15 protein-coding genes are annotated in these 16,250 nt (G+C 59.6%); 6 read left to right on the top strand and 9 right to left on the bottom strand.

Annotated elements, in window-relative coordinates; genetic code table 11:
* Positions 1–7: 7 nt before the first annotated feature.
* From QP977_RS01005 to trmB, 7 genes are all read right to left on the bottom strand, one after another.
* Entirely contained in the window at positions 8–1,372 is a 1,365-nt protein-coding gene (locus tag QP977_RS01005) for a PFL family protein (RefSeq protein WP_147766142.1), read from the bottom strand.
* Positions 1,373–1,386: 14 nt separating this feature from the next.
* On the bottom strand, positions 1,387–1,656 hold the full coding sequence (locus QP977_RS01000; RefSeq protein WP_016421638.1) for an ACT domain-containing protein: 270 nt from the start codon (positions 1,654–1,656) through the stop codon (positions 1,387–1,389).
* Positions 1,657–1,908: 252 nt separating this feature from the next.
* Positions 1,909–3,435, bottom strand: a complete 1,527-nt coding sequence (locus QP977_RS00995) for a peptide MFS transporter (protein ID WP_016421637.1) — start codon at positions 3,433–3,435, stop codon at positions 1,909–1,911.
* Between the two features lie 87 nt (positions 3,436–3,522).
* Entirely contained in the window at positions 3,523–3,894 is a 372-nt protein-coding gene (locus tag QP977_RS00990) for a DUF3054 domain-containing protein (protein WP_049171813.1), read from the bottom strand.
* Positions 3,895–3,956: 62 nt separating this feature from the next.
* Positions 3,957–4,937, bottom strand: coding sequence for a lysylphosphatidylglycerol synthase transmembrane domain-containing protein (locus tag QP977_RS00985; protein ID WP_242458653.1), 981 nt, complete (start codon positions 4,935–4,937; stop codon positions 3,957–3,959).
* A 122-nt stretch (positions 4,938–5,059) separates the two neighbouring features.
* Positions 5,060–5,743, bottom strand: coding sequence for an NYN domain-containing protein (locus tag QP977_RS00980; RefSeq protein ID WP_049171810.1), 684 nt, complete (start codon positions 5,741–5,743; stop codon positions 5,060–5,062).
* Positions 5,744–5,747: 4 nt separating this feature from the next.
* Positions 5,748–6,596, bottom strand: coding sequence for a tRNA (guanosine(46)-N7)-methyltransferase TrmB (gene trmB, locus QP977_RS00975; protein ID WP_224433347.1), 849 nt, complete (start codon positions 6,594–6,596; stop codon positions 5,748–5,750).
* 324 nt (positions 6,597–6,920) lie between these two features.
* Between trmB and QP977_RS00970 the strand changes: the two genes are divergently transcribed.
* From QP977_RS00970 to QP977_RS00945, 6 genes are all read left to right on the top strand, one after another.
* The gene (locus tag QP977_RS00970; RefSeq protein ID WP_070827506.1) at positions 6,921–7,463 is read left to right on the top strand and encodes a hypothetical protein; all 543 of its coding nucleotides are present in this window, start codon (positions 6,921–6,923) and stop codon (positions 7,461–7,463) included.
* Positions 7,445–8,473: a hypothetical protein gene (locus tag QP977_RS00965; RefSeq protein WP_070605249.1), complete on the top strand. Its 1,029-nt coding sequence runs from the start codon at positions 7,445–7,447 to the stop codon at positions 8,471–8,473. The genes QP977_RS00970 and QP977_RS00965 overlap by 19 nt, the downstream gene beginning before the upstream one ends.
* 34 nt (positions 8,474–8,507) lie before the next feature.
* Positions 8,508–8,933 (top strand): DUF6802 family protein, encoded by a 426-nt coding sequence (locus QP977_RS00960; RefSeq protein ID WP_049171803.1) that lies wholly within the window; start codon positions 8,508–8,510, stop codon positions 8,931–8,933.
* A gap of 298 nt (positions 8,934–9,231) precedes the next feature.
* A complete protein-coding gene (locus QP977_RS00955; protein ID WP_070595679.1) occupies positions 9,232–11,067 on the top strand; it encodes a phosphoenolpyruvate carboxykinase (GTP) in 1,836 nt (611 codons plus the stop codon).
* Between the two features lie 112 nt (positions 11,068–11,179).
* The gene (locus QP977_RS00950) at positions 11,180–11,653 is read left to right on the top strand and encodes an Rrf2 family transcriptional regulator (RefSeq protein ID WP_070595680.1); all 474 of its coding nucleotides are present in this window, start codon (positions 11,180–11,182) and stop codon (positions 11,651–11,653) included.
* 201 nt (positions 11,654–11,854) lie between these two features.
* Positions 11,855–13,051 (top strand): globin domain-containing protein, encoded by a 1,197-nt coding sequence (locus QP977_RS00945; protein WP_049171798.1) that lies wholly within the window; start codon positions 11,855–11,857, stop codon positions 13,049–13,051.
* Between the two features lie 115 nt (positions 13,052–13,166).
* On the opposite strand, the gene QP977_RS00940 is transcribed toward QP977_RS00945, so the two are convergent.
* Positions 13,167–14,273 carry an NAD(P)H-dependent flavin oxidoreductase gene (locus QP977_RS00940; RefSeq protein ID WP_065421657.1) on the bottom strand — a complete coding sequence of 369 codons (1,107 nt, stop codon included), beginning with the start codon at positions 14,271–14,273 and terminating at the stop codon, positions 13,167–13,169.
* Between the two features lie 111 nt (positions 14,274–14,384).
* Entirely contained in the window at positions 14,385–16,124 is a 1,740-nt protein-coding gene (gene betA / locus QP977_RS00935; protein ID WP_070767098.1) for a choline dehydrogenase, read from the bottom strand.
* Between the last annotated feature and the right edge of the window lie 126 nt (positions 16,125–16,250).

The raw sequence follows: 16,250 nt of genomic DNA, 5'->3' as shown, positions 1-16,250 counted from the left end.
GAAGCCGCTAGTTCCTGAACCCGTGCACCGGGGCGGGGATGTAGCCGCCACGGGCAATGAACTCGGCATTGCCCTTGGCATTGACATCAATGACCGGCGCATATCCGAGCAGACCACCGAAGTTCACCTCATCGCCCGGCTTGGTACCCGGCACCGGAATGAGGCGGGCGGCGGTGGTTTTGTGGTTCATCACACCGATGGCGGCCTCGTCGGCAATCATGCCGGAAATCGTGGTCGCAGGCGTGTCACCAGGAATTGCAATCATGTCGAAGCCCACCGAACAAATAGAGGTCATCGCCTCCAGCTTGTCCATGCTGATCGACCCCGCACGGACAGCATCAATCATGCCCTTGTCCTCAGAGACCGGGATGAACGACCCGGACAGTCCACCGACGCGTGAACAAGCCATCAGGCCGCCTTTCTTGACGGCGTCGTTAAGCAGCGCGAGCGCGGCAGTGGTGCCGTGCGTGCCGACCTGCTCCAATCCCATGTGTTCGAGGATGTGAGCGACGGAGTCACCCATCTCAGCGGTCGGCGCGAGCGAGAGATCCACGATGCCAAAAGGCACGCCCAGGCGCTCCGACGCCATCGTGCCGACCAGCTGACCCGTACGTGTGATCTTGAACGCCGCCTTCTTAATCTCCTCGGCGACTTCGTTGAAGCTGGCGCCCTGTAGATCGCCGAGCGCGCGATCGACCACCCCCGGACCCGAAACGCCGACGGATACGACACAATCGGGCTCCCCGACGCCGTGGAACGCGCCGGCCATGAACGGATTGTCGCCCACCGCATTGGCGAAAACCACCAGCTTGGCGCAGGCAATCGAGCTGCGGTCAGCGGTTTGCGCCGCGGCTTCCTTCACCACCTCGCCCATGCGACGCACTGCATCCATGTTGATGCCCGCGCGTGACGACGCTACGTTGACCGAGCTGCACACCAATTCGGTCTCGCTCAGAGCGTGGGGAATGGAGTCGATGAGCCGCTTCTCGCTGGTCGTCGCACCCTTTTCGACGAGCGCCGAGTAGCCGCCGAGGAAGTTCACGCCAGAATCGCGGGCGGCGCGGTCGAGGGCCTTGGCCACCACGGTGGGATCGCCTTCGCAACCGGCCGTGATGAGGGAAACCGGTGTGACGGAGATGCGCTTATTGACAATCGGAATGCCCAGCTCCGCCTCGATACCCTCACAGACCTCCACGAGGCGAGCGGCCTGCGTGGTCACGCGGTCATACACCGCCTGTGCGGTGGCTTCCATTCCAGAGCGAGAGCACTCGAGCAGGGAAATTCCCATAGTGACCGTCCGGATATCCAGACGGTACTTCTCGATCATGTCAATGGTGTCGAGGAACTTAGATTGCGCGAAGTTGAAATCCATCCTGGTCGCGCCCTTTAAATCTCGTTGACGGCGTTGAACAGCGCCTCAGACTGGATTCGAATGACAAGCCCCTCCCGCTTGCCGACGGAATCCATGTAACCCTGCAGCGTGCTGATGGGGGTGGCCTTCTCGTTGAACTCCACCCGCAGGATCATGGTGAACCATTTATCCATGAGGGTCTGGGAAACATCGACGATGTTGACGTCCTGCTCCGCCAGAGCAGTGGTGACGGCGGCGATGATGCCGGTGTGATCCTCGCCGGTGACGGTAATGATGGCAAACATGGCCTCAATTTTAGCCGGTGGGGAGGTGGGGAAAATCTGTGGATGGCGGTTGTGCTGGTGGCGAGTTTGTGGCGAAGCATGTTCAGAGCCACCCAAAAAACACTTCACGACACCTATGTCACCTCGTGCCATCTGTGGAGGCGGCATGAGGTGACATAGGTGTCGTGAAGTGGGGAGGAGGGGGAGGGGCGTGGGCGTGGGCGTGGGCTGTGCCAGAGCGGGGGCCAGCCTTACGGATCCGGCCCTACGGCCCTATCGGACGTCGACGAACTCCTTGACAATCCACTTGCGCAGGGCGAGCAGAATCAAGCCCAGGACAACCGAGGCGATACCCAGGGTGATGAAGAAGGTGTTCTCAGCAGCGGCATCCTCATAGTTGTAGAAGCCGGCCAGGGTGCCTGCCAGTGAAGTACCCATAGCGACTGCCATCAGCCAGACGGCCATCATGCGCGACGGGAATGCTGCCGGAGCGACCTTGGTAGCAAGGGCGTTGCCGACCGGGCTCAGCATGAGCTCACCCATGGTGAACAGGAAGAGAATCCAGATAATCGCATACAGCGGAGTGGAGTTCTCACCGCCACCGGAGAATGGGATGAAGAAGAACAGCGAGATACCGATGATGATGTTGGCGACACCGAACTTCACTGGGGTGGACCACTGGCGGTCACCAAGCTTGGACCAGGCGGCTGCAAAGACCATCGAGAAGGCGATGATGAAGATCGGGTTGATCGAGTTAATCCAGGCCGGGGACATTTCCCAACCGAAGATCTCGCGGTCGAGGCGGATGTCCGAGTAGATGGCCAGCACCGTGAACTGCTGCTGGAAGATACCGAAGAACAGCACGCCTGAGACGAACATCGGGATGAAGCCGACCAGGCGAGTCTTCTCCGATTTCGTCGTAAGTGGCGAGGAGTACATCTGCCACCACAGCACCACAGCGGCGATCAGTGCAATCACTGTGACCACAGTGGAAAGAGTCGTGACCGGAACAATTCCGGTGGAAACCAGCGTAACCGAGACAACAGTGATGACCACTGCGATGCCAATCCATACCGGGTACTGCTTCTTCGGCAGCGGGTTCGGAATCTCATGGCCAGCCTCGGCGATGGTGGACTTGCGCATCAGGATGTACTGAATCAGACCGGCAGCCATACCGATAGCGGCCAGGCCGAAGCCCCAGTGGAAGCCCTTCATTCCCCAGATCCAGCCGGTGAGCAGTGGGCCGAACAGGGCACCGATATTGACGCCCATGTAGAAGATGGAGAAGCCGGCGTCACGACGCGGGTCGTCCTTTGCGTAGAGCTGACCCAGCACGACCTGTGCGTTGGTCTTCACGCCGCCGGAGCCGATTGCGATGGAGACAAGGCCAATAGCCAGGCCAATCACGCCGGGGATGAATGCCAAGGAGATGTGGCCAAACATGACCAGGATGGCGGAGTAGAACAGTGTCCGCTCCGAGCCAAGGATACGGTCAGCAACCAGAGAGGCAACGAGTGCGGCCATGTAGACAAGACCGCCGTAAGCACCGACGATAGAGGTAGCAGCACCCTTGTCCAGGCCGAGACCGCCCTGAGTGGTCTCGTAGTACATGTAGAAAGCCAGGATGGCCTGCATGCCGTAGAAGCTGAAGCGCTCCCACATTTCGATGCCGAAGAGATTGGCGAGACCCCACGGTTGGCCCATGAAGGTGCGGTCTTCGCTGGACCCTGCGGGGTTATGAGTTCGTTGGGTCTCAGCAGTTGGTTGATTGCCGAGAGCCTCGTCTGAAGATTTGTCCATTCTTCAATTATCGAGGCGGAGTGCAAAAATTAAAAACCAGATTTAGTCAGTGAACTAAATCGAAGGGTTAGGAACGGGGCCAAAGGCTTAGTCCAGAGACTTACGAGCAACCGCATTCGACGCTGCTCGCCAACCCAGCAGCAGCAAGGCGCTCATGACTGAGGCAACCAGAATGAAGGACCAGTGCGGGACTGCCGAATTGCGGGTGGCCCACACAGCTAGGCCGACGACGACAGTGCCGAGCCACACAATTGCGCCTGAACTCACTGCACGCGGGTTCGGCTCGTTCTTAATCAGCGCGGTGCCCAGGAGGACACCGAATGCGAACGGCCACCAGGTATCGAGGATATTGATGAAGGTAAAAGAATCCTCGGGAGTGTTGTGAGCCAGACGTGCCAACACGGCGAAAATAAAGATGGCGAGGATGTCAATCAAGAACGTCGATACGCGTGTGTTCATGCTTCTTAGTCTAGCGACCCCTCAGATTGGTGGGTGACCAGCGACCAGCGGCGAGGAAGCCATTAGCGGTCAGCGACTGGCTGATGCTCGGGCTGATCCTTGTGGTCGAAGCCGAGGGCGTAGATAATCCAGCCCACAATTGCCACCAGGACGAAGGAAACGATGCGGTAGACCAGCACCGCTGCAAAGGCCTCGGCGCCGGTGGTGCCGCCTGCGATGAGAGCCGCGGTCAAAGCGGCCTCGACAGTGCCGATGCCGCCCGGTGTGGCCTGGATGAAACCTGCGAGCTTGCCGGTTACGAAAGCCAGCAGCACCTTCGTAGCGGAGATGTCATCGACACCAACGGCACGGATGGCGGCGTAGAGACAGACAATTTCCGCGACCCAGTTGATAAAGGACCAGGTGAAGGAAAGAGCCAAAGTTTGCACGGGCAACTTCACGCTGGTCAGCTGTTTGACGGACTCTTCAAGTCGGTCGACATCGGTGTCCGCGGGCTTCTTTCGAATCTTGTTAAAGACACGCAGACACCACGCGCCTGTCTTGTTGAGAAAAGCCGGGTTCTGCGAAATCCGCCACAGCAAAATGGTGGCTAGTAAAACCGCAATTGCCATAGCGATGAGCACTGCGGTCGTGCCACCCTGTCCGACGAAGAAGAGGCTGCCAAGCCCCAGAAATGCCAGACCTAAAAACGACAACGCGCCCGAAAAAAGCACGAACCAGCTGACAAGGACCGCGGATGCGCCCCACTGCATCATGCGCTTAATCTGCAGCGCCGTGGAGAATGCGGCACCACCGGGAACGGTGACCGCCCACGCGTTGGATGCGAGGGTTAGCGCATTGGTGCTACGGCGAGTGGCTGCTTTTACGCCTCCAGCTCGCAACAGCAGACGCATCACTTCCGCCATCGCGTAGAGCGAAAAAGCCACGGAAAAAATGGCGATGAACAGCCACTTAGCATCGACATCCGCAAGGATTTGGAGCCCCTGGACGACGCTGTCCCAGTTTCTTACCGTCAGGACGATACCGGCAATCACGAGGGCCACGAGGATTATCGATCGTAGCCAGCTCGAATTGCCGGTTTTGAGGACTTTTTTAAGTCGTGACATAAATAAGAAGCCTGTTCGTCTTCCTGTTCGTCTCCCTAGACGTCGCCGCGGTGGTCTCCCTAGTCGTCGTTCTTGCCGTCGCGCTCCTTGAGCAACGACGTGAGCGGACGGAACGGCTGCAGCCACGCACCGCCATCAGGCAGGCGGTCGAGATCGATACGCGGTAGCGGCTCGCGGAAGACGCCCTTGATTTCCTCCAGGTCAACGAAGCGAATCGCATCGGAGGCCAGCGCCCAGGAAGCGTGCTCGTGAAAACCGATGACGGTTACCCGAATCCCCTCGGATGCGAGCTTTTCCAACAGCTCCTGGAAATTCTGGCCATCGGCGGACGCAACGACGACACTGCGCAACACGCCTTCGTCGTAACGCCGTTGGATGTGCGCAATCATGTCGGGGTCAACGTCGGTGTCCTCTTCGATCTTCGGCTTTGCGAAGACCGCGAAACCGACATTGCGCAGAGCCTCGACCCAGGGGCGGACAATCTCCGCTGAGCCCGGGTTGACGTTGGTGAATACCGTGGCCTCGGGGAGGACATCGGAACCGATGTTGTGGGATACGCGCTCGGCTTCGTCGATAAGCCATTTGCCCACGGCGTCGAAGCGCGGGCGGTGTGCGGCGGTCGGGCGGGATCCCAAAATGGCGCCGAGCCCCATGTCCAAGTTCGGGGCGTCCCACACGAGTAGTGCGGTCGGGTGCGTCTCAGTGGTGTTGTAGCTGGCAGAGGTGTTTTGGGTAGTGCTCATGTTCCTATGCCTCTTTCTTGCGCCAGATGAACTCGTGGATGTCGTGGTCGAGGTTCAGGCCGCGGGCTTCGAACTTGGTCGTCGGTCGGTCGAGAAGCATGGGGGATTCCGGCCAGGGCCAGGCGATAGGCTCGAGCGTCGGCTCGACCTCGCGGAGCTCCTCGATCCACTCTGCGTAGTCCGCATGGTCGGTGGCGGCGTGGAAAATGCCGCCGGGCTTCAGACGCGAAGAAATCAGGCGCAACGTGCCAGACTGCACAATGCGGCGCTTGTGGTGGCGTGCCTTCGGCCACGGGTCCGGGAAGAACAGGCGCACGCCGGCCAGCGACTCCGGCTCGATCATGCGCTGCAAAACCTCGACGCCGTCGCCGCGGACCATGCGGATGTTCGACACCTCATTGCGCACGGTGGCGGAGAGCAGTTTCGCCAGGCCAGGGCGGTAGAGCTCAACGGCGATGATGTTGTGGTCCGGTTCTTGCGGAGCCATAGCCACGGTGGACGTGCCGGTGCCGCAGCCAATCTCGACGATGGTCGGTCCCTTGCGGCCGAACCATTCCTCCACGTCGATGACCTCGTCGGAGAGGACCTTGCCGTAAGTGTCCCAGTTATCTTCCCAGATCTTTTCCTGGTTGGGAGTCAAAGTGCCGCGGCGGAAGGACAGATTGCCGATGCGCGGGTAGTCAAGACCATCGTCGAATTGGGTCTTTTCCGGACGACCTGCAGGCAATTCGCCCTTCTTCGGCTGGCGCTCATGCGGTTGCTCCGCCTGCTCGTCTGCGCGAGTTGGCAATGGTTCGGATTCCTGCGAAACCGCAGGCTGTTCGATATTTTCAGAAAAATCAGAAGTAGTCACGTTCCCTATTGTCCACGACATCGGCCAACTATCCAATCATTGCCCCTAGGATTTTTGTTGTTGTCCTGGCGGTTTCACGCCGGTTGACGATGCCGCGTCGTCCTGAACTGGCGGCACGGCGGGGCAATTTGTTTTGCCGACTTGCCGAATCCGCGGTCCGCTGTAGGCTGAACGCGAAGCCGCGCTTATTCGTTGGTTGAAGCGGTGCTTGGGGTCTGCCTAGCGCAGCGTTTCAGGGCGCGGAATCTGGCCTACGGGTCGTATGGGGGTTACGCAGGTTTTAACTAAACCACGCAGGGGATTTATGGGAGGGGACTAGGCCTAATGGACCTTATTTCCGCAACTGACGTCACGGAAACAACACAGCCGTCAACAGGATCTACATCGTCGTCGTTGCGCGCCGCTGTGGTGGACTGGCTGTCAGAACGGCAGGTCACGCACTCGGACACCACACACACGAGCGGTGCGGAGGTATGCGTCGCCAAGGCGCTTGAGCGTGAGAAACGGCCATCGATAATCTGCGCGCGATTGCGCAGGGGCGTGCGCGAAACCGCTGTGCGCGAGGCGTTTTCGCAATGTCACGCGGAGCTGGCCGACAAGCTGTCCGCCCCTGTCGCGCTGGTCATCGAGCAACAACCGATTCGCCATTCGCTTGCCGACGAGTACTGCGACATCTCCACAAACGAGACAGCTGAACACACCTTTTTGTTCAGCTCCGCGTTGCGGAAGATTGCTGAACGCTACGGTGCGGAAGACGAATCACGCGATGATGACGGGCTACTCGCAGTGCAGTTGACTGAGATCGCGGCAGCCTTTCCCGCGGCTAGAGACAGCCTGGAGGAGTTGCTATGGCAACACCGGACGTAGTTGAGCCACGCCCGGTCTCGGCGGAGGGGTCTGAGCAGCCACCGCTTCTTGTCACCAAAGCCGGGGACGCGGCGGACCGCGCGGACTTCTCGCAGATCGTTGACACTGCGACGCCGCCACGTCGGCTGGAGTTTGTGGATAAACGCAGCGCCGTCGTGCTCTATGTTGCAGACAGCGAGGTGCAGCCCACGCGGGAGTGCGTCAGCACGGTTGCAGCAATTAGCCAGGCCACCGGCCGCGTTGCAGTTGGCCTGATTGGCAATGGTGAGTATGCCGAGGCCTGGCGCCAGGAAATCGACAGCACAATCCCGATGGGAGCGCTGGACGAGAGAATGGCCAGAACCCTGGTTCTGCTGGCAGAAGGCCCGCCCAGAAACTCGGGAGAAACACTGAGTGCGCGCCGGGCTCGAAATGTGCGAGCTCAGCTGGCGCAGGAGCGATCGCGCGGAGCCGGGGCGGCGGCGCGATTGCAGCGGAAGATGCAGTTGGTAGCTGAGAGTGCAGTGCGGGATGCGCTCCAGGAAGTGGCTGACGGACCCGCAGGTGACCAAGCGGAACTTCAGGGCCGTGCCGAGGTCGCAGCGACGCGGCTGCAGCAGCGGTGTGGCGACGAATTGGGCTTTCGTGTGGAAATCCCGGTGCCCGCTCCAGAAAACCCAGCTCGCCCCAGTTATGCCATGGACGCGCTGGTGGCGGTGGCCTCGCTTGGCGTGGCGGTCGGCGCAGTGCGGATCATCCACGGGGTGCTGATGTGGGTTGGGGTGCCGACGCTTGCGGCGCAGCTGGCCGCACTTGCAATAGGCCTCGGCGTTGCGGTGGTGGCGGTGGGCGCAACGATTCGTCGTAACGCACGCCAACGCACCGCGCAGTGGCGGGCAAATTACCTCGCCCATCTGCGGCGAAAATGGACACAGTCCGTGGAGATGACGGTGCGCGAAGCCCTTGGTGCGCGGGGTCCGGGATGGCGGATAGAGCAGCTGGCGGAGTACACCGGAACGCCTGCACGATAGCTGTGACAGCGAAGAGAAATAGGGGGATATCACGATGGATGAGTTTTCATTACTGCAGTACTTTTCCGACCAACCCGCGTCCGAGGGCGGGGTGGAGGTGCGTTCGCCCGCTACGCCGTGTGGTTTGGAGGCGGCGACGCCGATTGATGGGCAGTCTGCGGACGTTGGTGGCGCCGGGTTGGTCGTGGAGGTCGATGGGCAGCTCTACGACCTCGGCGACGACGAGGGGTCAATTACGCTTGCCGACGACTCCGGGTTGTCGATCTATTCGGATTTAGACGGTGACGGCACGGTGGATCACGTTACGACGGTCCGTTTTGACGGCACTTGGGAGTCTTGGAGCAGCGATGATGTGAGGGCTGCTGACGCGATAGGCGGAGCGGCAGCGGAAACGGTATCAGCAGCGGGGAAGTGGGATGCGTACTCATGGGAGCAGTCTGCGCGGGGCAGCTGGGGCTAATGACTTTGGAACCGCTGCGCGCGGGGGTACCCGTGTCTCGGTTGCTTACAAATGGGGGTAACTGCAGCCAAAGGGTTAATGGTTGTAATTTTATGTGGTGAGGCTGGCCTTATTCGCTGGTTATAGCCATAAATGAACAGGTCGCAAGAATGGGGCGAGGAAAATTATTTGTTGTAAAGCCGTGATGTAACGGCTTGCAAATGAGGGAACGAGCCGATTGTCGATGTGGGGCCCGGCAACTTTCGGTATCCCCCGGTAGCCTTAAATTAAGACGCGAATCAATGAGTCAGGAGAACTGATGTCCGCACCTTCTATTCCTGGTCTCGAGGGCCAGGCCCCGACCGAGAACGCCGAACTGCTGCGCTGGATTGCTGAGGTCGTAGAACTGACCCAGCCAGACAAGGTTGTCTTTGCTGATGGCTCGGAAGAAGAGTGGAACCGCCTTACCCAGGACCTGGTTGATAAGGGAACTCTTATCAAGCTGAATGAGGAAAAGCGCCCGAACTCTTTCCTTGCCCGCTCTAACCCGAAGGACGTTGCTCGTGTGGAGTCCCGCACGTTCATCGCTTCTGAAAAGGAAGAGGACGCTGGCCCGACCAACAACTGGGCGGATCCGGTCGAGCTGAAGAAGGAAATGACCGAGCACTACCGCGGTTCCATGAAGGGTCGCACCATGTTCGTCGTTCCGTTCTGCATGGGTCCGATTACCGACCCGGAGCCGAAGCTGGGTGTTCAGCTGACCGACTCGGAGTACGTGGTTCTCTCCATGCGAATCATGACCCGCATGGGTCAGGATTCCCTGGACAAGATTGGTCCGGACGGAGACTTCGTCCACGCTCTGCACTCCGTTGGCGCTCCGCTGGAGGAGGGCCAGGAGGACGTTGCATGGCCGTGCAACGATGAGAAGTACATCACCCAGTTCCCGGAGACCAAGGAGATTTGGTCCTACGGTTCCGGCTACGGCGGAAACGCCATCCTGGCCAAGAAGTGCTACGCACTGCGTATCGCTTCGGTCATGGCTAAGGAAGAGGGCTGGATGGCCGAGCACATGCTCATCCTGAAGCTCACCAACCCAGAGGGCAAGGCCTACCACATCGCCGCTGCATTCCCGTCTGCATGTGGTAAGACCAACCTGGCTATGCTGACTCCGACCATCGAGGGCTGGAAGGCCGAGGTCGTCGGTGACGACATCGCATGGCTGAAGTTCGGTGAGGACGGCCGCCTGTACGCTGTCAACCCGGAGAACGGCTTCTTCGGTGTTGCACCGGGTACCAACTACTCCTCCAACCCGAACGCCATGAAGACCATGGAGGCCGGTAACACCCTGTTCACCAACGTCGCACTGACCGACGATGGCGACGTCTGGTGGGAAGGCATGGAAGGCAAGCCGGAGCACCTCATTGACTGGAAGGGCAATGACTGGACTCCGGATTCCGACGAGCTGTCCTCGCACCCGAACTCCCGTTACTGCACCCCGATTTCGCAGTGCCCGGTCGCTGCACCGGAGTATGACGACCCGCAGGGGGTCCCGATTGACGCCATCCTGTTCGGTGGCCGTCGCCCGGACACTGTGCCGCTGGTGACCCAGGCTCTGTCCTGGAACCACGCAACCTTCATCGGTGCAACCCTGGCTTCCGGTCAGACCGCTGCTTCCGCTGAGGCTAAGGTTGGCTCCCTGCGTCACGACCCGATGGCAATGCTGCCGTTCATTGGCTACAACGTCGGTGACTACCTGCAGCACTGGATTGACATGGGTGTCAAGGGCGGCGACAAGATGCCAGAGGTCTTCCTGGTCAACTGGTTCCGCCGCGGCGAAGACGGTCGCTTCCTGTGGCCGGGCTTCGGCGACAACTCCCGTGTTCTCAAGTGGATCATCGACCGCATTGAGGGCCGTGTTGGCGCCAAGGAGACCGTTGTTGGTCACACCGCTAAGGCAGAGGACCTGGACCTGACTGGCCTGGACATCGACTTCGCCGATGTCAAGGAAGCCCTGAAGGCACCGGCTGCTAAGTGGCAGGGTGACCTCCCGGACAACGAGGAGTGGCTGAAGTTCCTCGGCGACCGCGTTCCGCAGGAGGTCTGGGACGAGTTCGAGGCTCTGAAGGCTCGTATCGAGAAGAGTCTGCAGGACTAAGATCTTGCTAGCTAGCCTTGCTAAAAGCTAGAACCTAGAACCACCCCCTTGTTGCCCGAAGTGGCTGGCAAGGGGGTGGTTTGTGCAGTACAACGATGAAGGATGACACGCAATGCAACTAACGCTTTTCTCTGATTTGAGCCTGCGTGTCATCACTTTGATGGCGATGGGGGAGCTGGGGCGCAAATACACCGCTGCCGAGGTAGCGGAGTCTCTCAATGCGTCTCGCGCGCATGTTTCCAAGGTTGTCTCGCGGCTTGTGGAGCTCGGCTTCTTGGAAGCGGTCAAGGGGCGCAATGGTGGCATCTATCTGCGAGATTCGGCTACGGAAAAATCCGTCGGCAAGCTGCTGCGCACTCTGGAAAACAACGAGGTCGTCGATTGTGTCGGCACTGACTGTCCATTGCTGCCGACGTGCCTGTTGCGTGGCAAGTTAGCGGCTGCACAGGAGGCGTTCTTCGCGGCACTCGATCCGGTGTTGATTGCTGATCTCATTCCCGCCAAGTCGGTTGATGGTGCGGATGGTGATACTTCCGAGGGAGGTAGCTTGTCTGAGGGGTCGAGGCTCAATATTCGTCCGGTTTAGGTGGTTTAGGCGTAGAACTGAAGGCCTAATCTCGATTTGAAAAGAGCTGAGAGTGGTGCTGTCGAAGCTTGTCTGTCAAGACTTTTGGCGGCGCCGTTTCTGCAGCTAAAAGCGGTTGATTCGCAACTGCAAAGACTAGTTTTGGCGCCAACAAACAATATTGCGCAAACAAAATGCGCAATATGGTGATAGTGTGAAGTCATGCCAAACCTGAATGTCAACAAGAACGGCCTGACTCCAGAGCAGGCCGAAGTCGTCACCCAAACCCTGCCCGTCGTCGGTGCCAACATCGAGAAAATCACGCCGAACTTCTACAACCGGATGTTCGCTGCTCACCCCGAACTCATTGCCGATACCTTCAACCGCGGCAACCAGAAGCAGGGGGCTCAGCAGAAGGCGCTGGCGGCATCCGTCGCTACCTTCGCAGCTACGCTGGTCGACCCAGACGCTCCTGCCCCGGAAGAACTGCTTTCCCGCATCGGCCACAAGCACATTTCCGTTGGCATCAAGCCGGAGCAGTACCCAATCGTGCACAAGCACCTCTTCGATGCCATCGAGGAAATCCTCACCCCAGAGGTCTTTCAGGGGGCTGTCCGCGACGCATGGGATGCCGTCTACCTGGAGATGCAGCGTGTTCTCATCGACTTCGAGAAGGGGCTCTATGACGACCTCGGCGTCGAAGCAGGTGATGTTTTCCGCGCCGCTCACGTCGTCTCTCGTGAAGAGCGCGGTGATGATGTCGCAGTATTCTCCGTCAAGCTTGACGACGAAACCCCCGTTTCCTACCTCCCGGGACAGTACATTTCCGTGCGTCAGACCATGCCGGACGGCGCCGGCCAGCTACGTCAATACTCTCTGGTCGGCGGCAAGGAAGGTGTTCTGACCTTCGCGGTTCGTCGTGTCGATGCCTCTGAGGACCTGCCGGCTGGCGAAGTTTCCACACAGCTGTGGGAAAAGGTGCAGCCGGGCGATGCCATCGAGATCTCTCTGCCGGCAGGTGACCTGGTGTTGGACACCAAATCAAACGACCCGGTGGTGCTTATTTCCGCAGGTATTGGTGCCACTCCCATGATCGGCATGTTGGATGCCCTGGTGGCTGGCGACTCTAAGCGAGATGTTGTCGTCCTCCACGCGGACCGTGCAGAAACCGCAGATGCCCTGCGCGCAGAGCGTGACAATGCTGTCGCCGCTCTGACCAATGCTCGCCAGCAGGTGTGGTACGAGCCGGATTTGATGAATCTGGCGGATGCGGAGCTGCCGGAGGGCGCTCAGTTCTACCTCTGTGGTGGCAACGGCTTCCTGCAGGCCATTCGCCAGCAGCTCGCCGATCGCGGTGTTGCTCGCGATAACGTTCACTTCGAGCTGTTCAGCCCGAACGATTGGCTGCTAGACGCTTAACGCCACAACCGCGCCGTCGCCATAAAAGTCGTCGTCACAAATAAAGCCAAATGACCAGCCGCGATATATGTCCGGGGCTGGTCATTTTGCAGTTTGTAGCATCGGCGGCTTCGTATTACTCGGCCAAGCCGGAAAGCTCCGCAACAACATCCGCCGCATATTGATTCGTGCACTGCGCAAACGCAATACCTGCCCACAAATTGAGATACTCGGGATCGACGGCCTTATTCGCCGCGCCGCGAAGCGGTGTGGTCAAGTAGTGCAGTTGCGGGTAAAGCTCCGGCGCGACCCTAGAAAACTCCCGGGTAAACGTGTTCTCGATGGCACGCGCTGGCTTGCCGGAAAAAGCATGAGTCAAAACGGTGTCACGCCCCACCAAATCACGCAGTGCCCGTCGGTGCGTCTCCTTCGTACCCGCCTCCGCGGTGGTGAGGAACCGTGTGCCAGCTTGCACAGCCACCGCGCCGGCTTCCACAAGCTTGACGACGTCCTCTCGGTTACCCACCCCACCAGCGGCGATGATGGGAACATTGGTAACTGCACATGCTTCGGTGACTGCTTGGGCGAGCTCTTCCACAGAGGCCCCAATGCTGTCGGACGAATCCTTCCCCTTCACAAATGCGCGGTGCCCACCCGCAGCTAGTCCCTGCAGGACAATGCGATCAGCGCCAGCCTTCGCCGCCGCCTGTACACCCTCAATTGAGGTCGCATTCAAAATCACTTTGCGGCCTGATTCCTTTACCCGAGCAATGACCTCGTTATCTGGGTAGCCAAAGGTAAAGGAGACGAACTTCAGGGCATCGGGATTGGGCAGAAAGTCATCAGCGAGAATTGCCTCGACTTTCGCCGAGAAGTAGTCATCTGACCAGGTCGGAGTGTCAGGCAAGTCGATGTCGAAGTGGGCAGCGGCCGGCGCCAGACGATTACGAAAAGCGGTCCACTGAGCAAGTTCCTCCTCTGAGGTTCCGATACCGGCGTCAGCAGTGTTGGGGCAGAAGAGGTTGATGCCGAAACCTTTGCCGTCGTCAAGCAGTGCGCACGTCTTCCGTGCTTGTTCAGTGAGCTTTTCGACAGTGAGATATCCGGCGGCAAGGGTGCCAACCCCGCCAGCATTGGAAACGGCAGCGACGAGTTCGGGCGTGGATGGGCCACCGGCCATCGGCGCCAAAATGATTGATGAGCGTCGGAGGTTTTCGAGTGTCTGCGAGGTTGTACTGCTCATAGGGGCGAGAGTAACACTAAGGCCGGATTCCCCCGCGTGGGAGAACCCGGCCAATGCCGACGAACGACGTTGCGCAATAGACGCCGCGCTACCGCCTCAAGAACTCAAGAACTACTTGGTGCTCTCCGGCGGATCCAGCGGCATACCCTGGCCAGCGCGGTAGAACGGAATGTCCTGCGGTGCCAGCGGGGTCTTGCCGGCGATGAGGTCAGCGGCCTTTTCGGCAATCATCATAGTCGGTGCGTAGATATTGCCGTTGGTGATGCCCGGCATGACCGAAGCGTCAACCACGTAGAGGCCCTCGGTGCCGTGGACCTGCATGGTCTCCGGATCGACCACGGCCATCTCGTCGGAGGCCGGGCCCATCTTGCAGGTGCAGGATGGGTGCAGTGCGGTCTCGGCATCCTTGCGGACCCACTCGAGGATTTCCTCGTCGGTCTGCACATCTGCACCCGGGGAAATCTCGCCGTCGGTGTACTCCTTCATTGCCGGAGTGTCCAGCAGCTTACGGGAGACCTTCACAGCCTCGACCCATTCACGGCGGTCCTGATCAGTGGACAGGTAGTTGAACAGGATCGACGGCTTGACCTTGATGTCCGAGGAGGTGATGTGGACATGGCCACGGGCATCCGAGTACATCGGACCAACGTGGAACTGGAAACCGTGCGGGCTATCGATCTTCGTGCCGTCGTAACGCATGGCCAGCGGCAGGAAGTGGAACATCAGGTTCGGGTAGGGCTCGTTGTCGTTGGAGCGCGCGAAACCGCCACCCTCGAAGTGCGACGTTGCCACCGGGCCCTTGTGGGTGAGCATCCACCACAGACCGATGAACGGCCAACGCCACTTCTCCAGGTACGGCTGTGAAGACACCGGCTGGGTGGCGTTGTACTGAATGTAGACCTCCAGGTGGTCCTGCAGGTTTTCGCCGACACCAGGCAGGTGCTTGACGACGTTCACTCCGGCGGCATTCAGAATCTTCTCATCGCCAACGCCGGAGACCTCGAGCAGCTGCGGAGAGTTGAAAGCGCCACCGCAGAGGATGACCTTGTCTGCTCGCACCTGGTGTGTACGACCCTTCCAGGTGTACTCGATGCCGACGGCCTTGGTTCCCTCGAAGAGGATGCGGGTGGCTTCTGCGCGGGTGCGAAGCTCCAGGTTTGGACGCTGCAGGGCTGGGTGCAGGTATGCGCGGGCAGCGGAGAGGCGACGGCCCTTGTCGATGTTCGCGTCGAAGGGACCGAAGCCCTCCTGGCGGTAGCCGTTGACGTCCGGCGTGTAGTTGTAGCCGGCCTGCTGAACAGACCTGAAGAAGGCCTTGAACAGCGGAGAATCGGCCGGACCGCGCTTCATGCGCAGCGGCCCGTCGTGGCCACGGCGCGGGTCGTCCTTGTCGGAGCCGAGCGCATTTTCCATGCGCTTGAAGTAAGGCAGAACGTGGTTCCAGCCCCAGTTCTCCAGCCCCTTGGTGTCGCCCCACTTGTCGTAGTCCATGGGGTTACCGCGCTGGTAGATCTGGCCGTTGATGGAGGAGGAACCGCCGACGACCTTGCCGCGGGCGTGGTAGATACGGCGACCGTTCATCTCCGGTTCCGGCTCGGATTCGTACTTCCAGTCGTAGTACTTGTTACCGATTGGGAAGGAGAACGCCGAAGGCATGTGAATGTAGAGGTCCCAGAGGGAGTCCATGCGGCCGGCCTCGAGTACGAGCACCTGCTGAGTGTGGTCTGCGGACAGCCGGTTAGCCAGCACAGAGCCGGCAGAGCCCGCGCCAACGATGACGACGTCGCGGTGTTCGACTGTGGTGTTGCCATTCTTTTTACCGAAGTTGAAGACAGCCGGGAAAGCTCCCATGTTCTGGTGTACCTCCGTAGGTTGTTTGCCGATGTATATCGGACTGGTTTTCAAGGACTGCGATAAGCCCCGATAAGCCCCAAGTAATATTTAAAGGCAGGCCCTATATATTGATATTGGAATAAG

The organism is Corynebacterium sp. MSK012 (genome assembly GCF_030232435.1).
Lineage (GTDB): Bacteria > Actinomycetota > Actinomycetes > Mycobacteriales > Mycobacteriaceae > Corynebacterium > Corynebacterium jeikeium_D.
The sequence above is the reverse complement of the archived record's forward strand: the minus strand, read 5'-3'. Positions and strand labels throughout refer to the sequence as shown.

Coding starts and splice junctions, on each gene's coding strand:
- QP977_RS01000 (WP_016421638.1), bottom strand. CDS start 1,656: ATGTTTGCCATCATTACCGTCACCGGCGAGGATCACACCGGCATCATC.
- QP977_RS00945 (WP_049171798.1), top strand. CDS start 11,855: ATGCCAAACCTGAATGTCAACAAGAACGGCCTGACTCCAGAGCAGGCC.
- QP977_RS00990 (WP_049171813.1), bottom strand. CDS start 3,894: ATGAACACACGCGTATCGACGTTCTTGATTGACATCCTCGCCATCTTT.
- QP977_RS01005 (WP_147766142.1), bottom strand. CDS start 1,372: ATGGATTTCAACTTCGCGCAATCTAAGTTCCTCGACACCATTGACATG.
- QP977_RS00940 (WP_065421657.1), bottom strand. CDS start 14,273: ATGAGCAGTACAACCTCGCAGACACTCGAAAACCTCCGACGCTCATCA.
- QP977_RS00955 (WP_070595679.1), top strand. CDS start 9,232: ATGTCCGCACCTTCTATTCCTGGTCTCGAGGGCCAGGCCCCGACCGAG.
- QP977_RS00970 (WP_070827506.1), top strand. CDS start 6,921: ATGGACCTTATTTCCGCAACTGACGTCACGGAAACAACACAGCCGTCA.
- QP977_RS00960 (WP_049171803.1), top strand. CDS start 8,508: ATGGATGAGTTTTCATTACTGCAGTACTTTTCCGACCAACCCGCGTCC.
- QP977_RS00950 (WP_070595680.1), top strand. CDS start 11,180: ATGCAACTAACGCTTTTCTCTGATTTGAGCCTGCGTGTCATCACTTTG.
- QP977_RS00980 (WP_049171810.1), bottom strand. CDS start 5,743: ATGAGCACTACCCAAAACACCTCTGCCAGCTACAACACCACTGAGACG.
- betA (WP_070767098.1), bottom strand. CDS start 16,124: ATGGGAGCTTTCCCGGCTGTCTTCAACTTCGGTAAAAAGAATGGCAAC.
- QP977_RS00995 (WP_016421637.1), bottom strand. CDS start 3,435: ATGGACAAATCTTCAGACGAGGCTCTCGGCAATCAACCAACTGCTGAG.
- QP977_RS00965 (WP_070605249.1), top strand. CDS start 7,445: ATGGCAACACCGGACGTAGTTGAGCCACGCCCGGTCTCGGCGGAGGGG.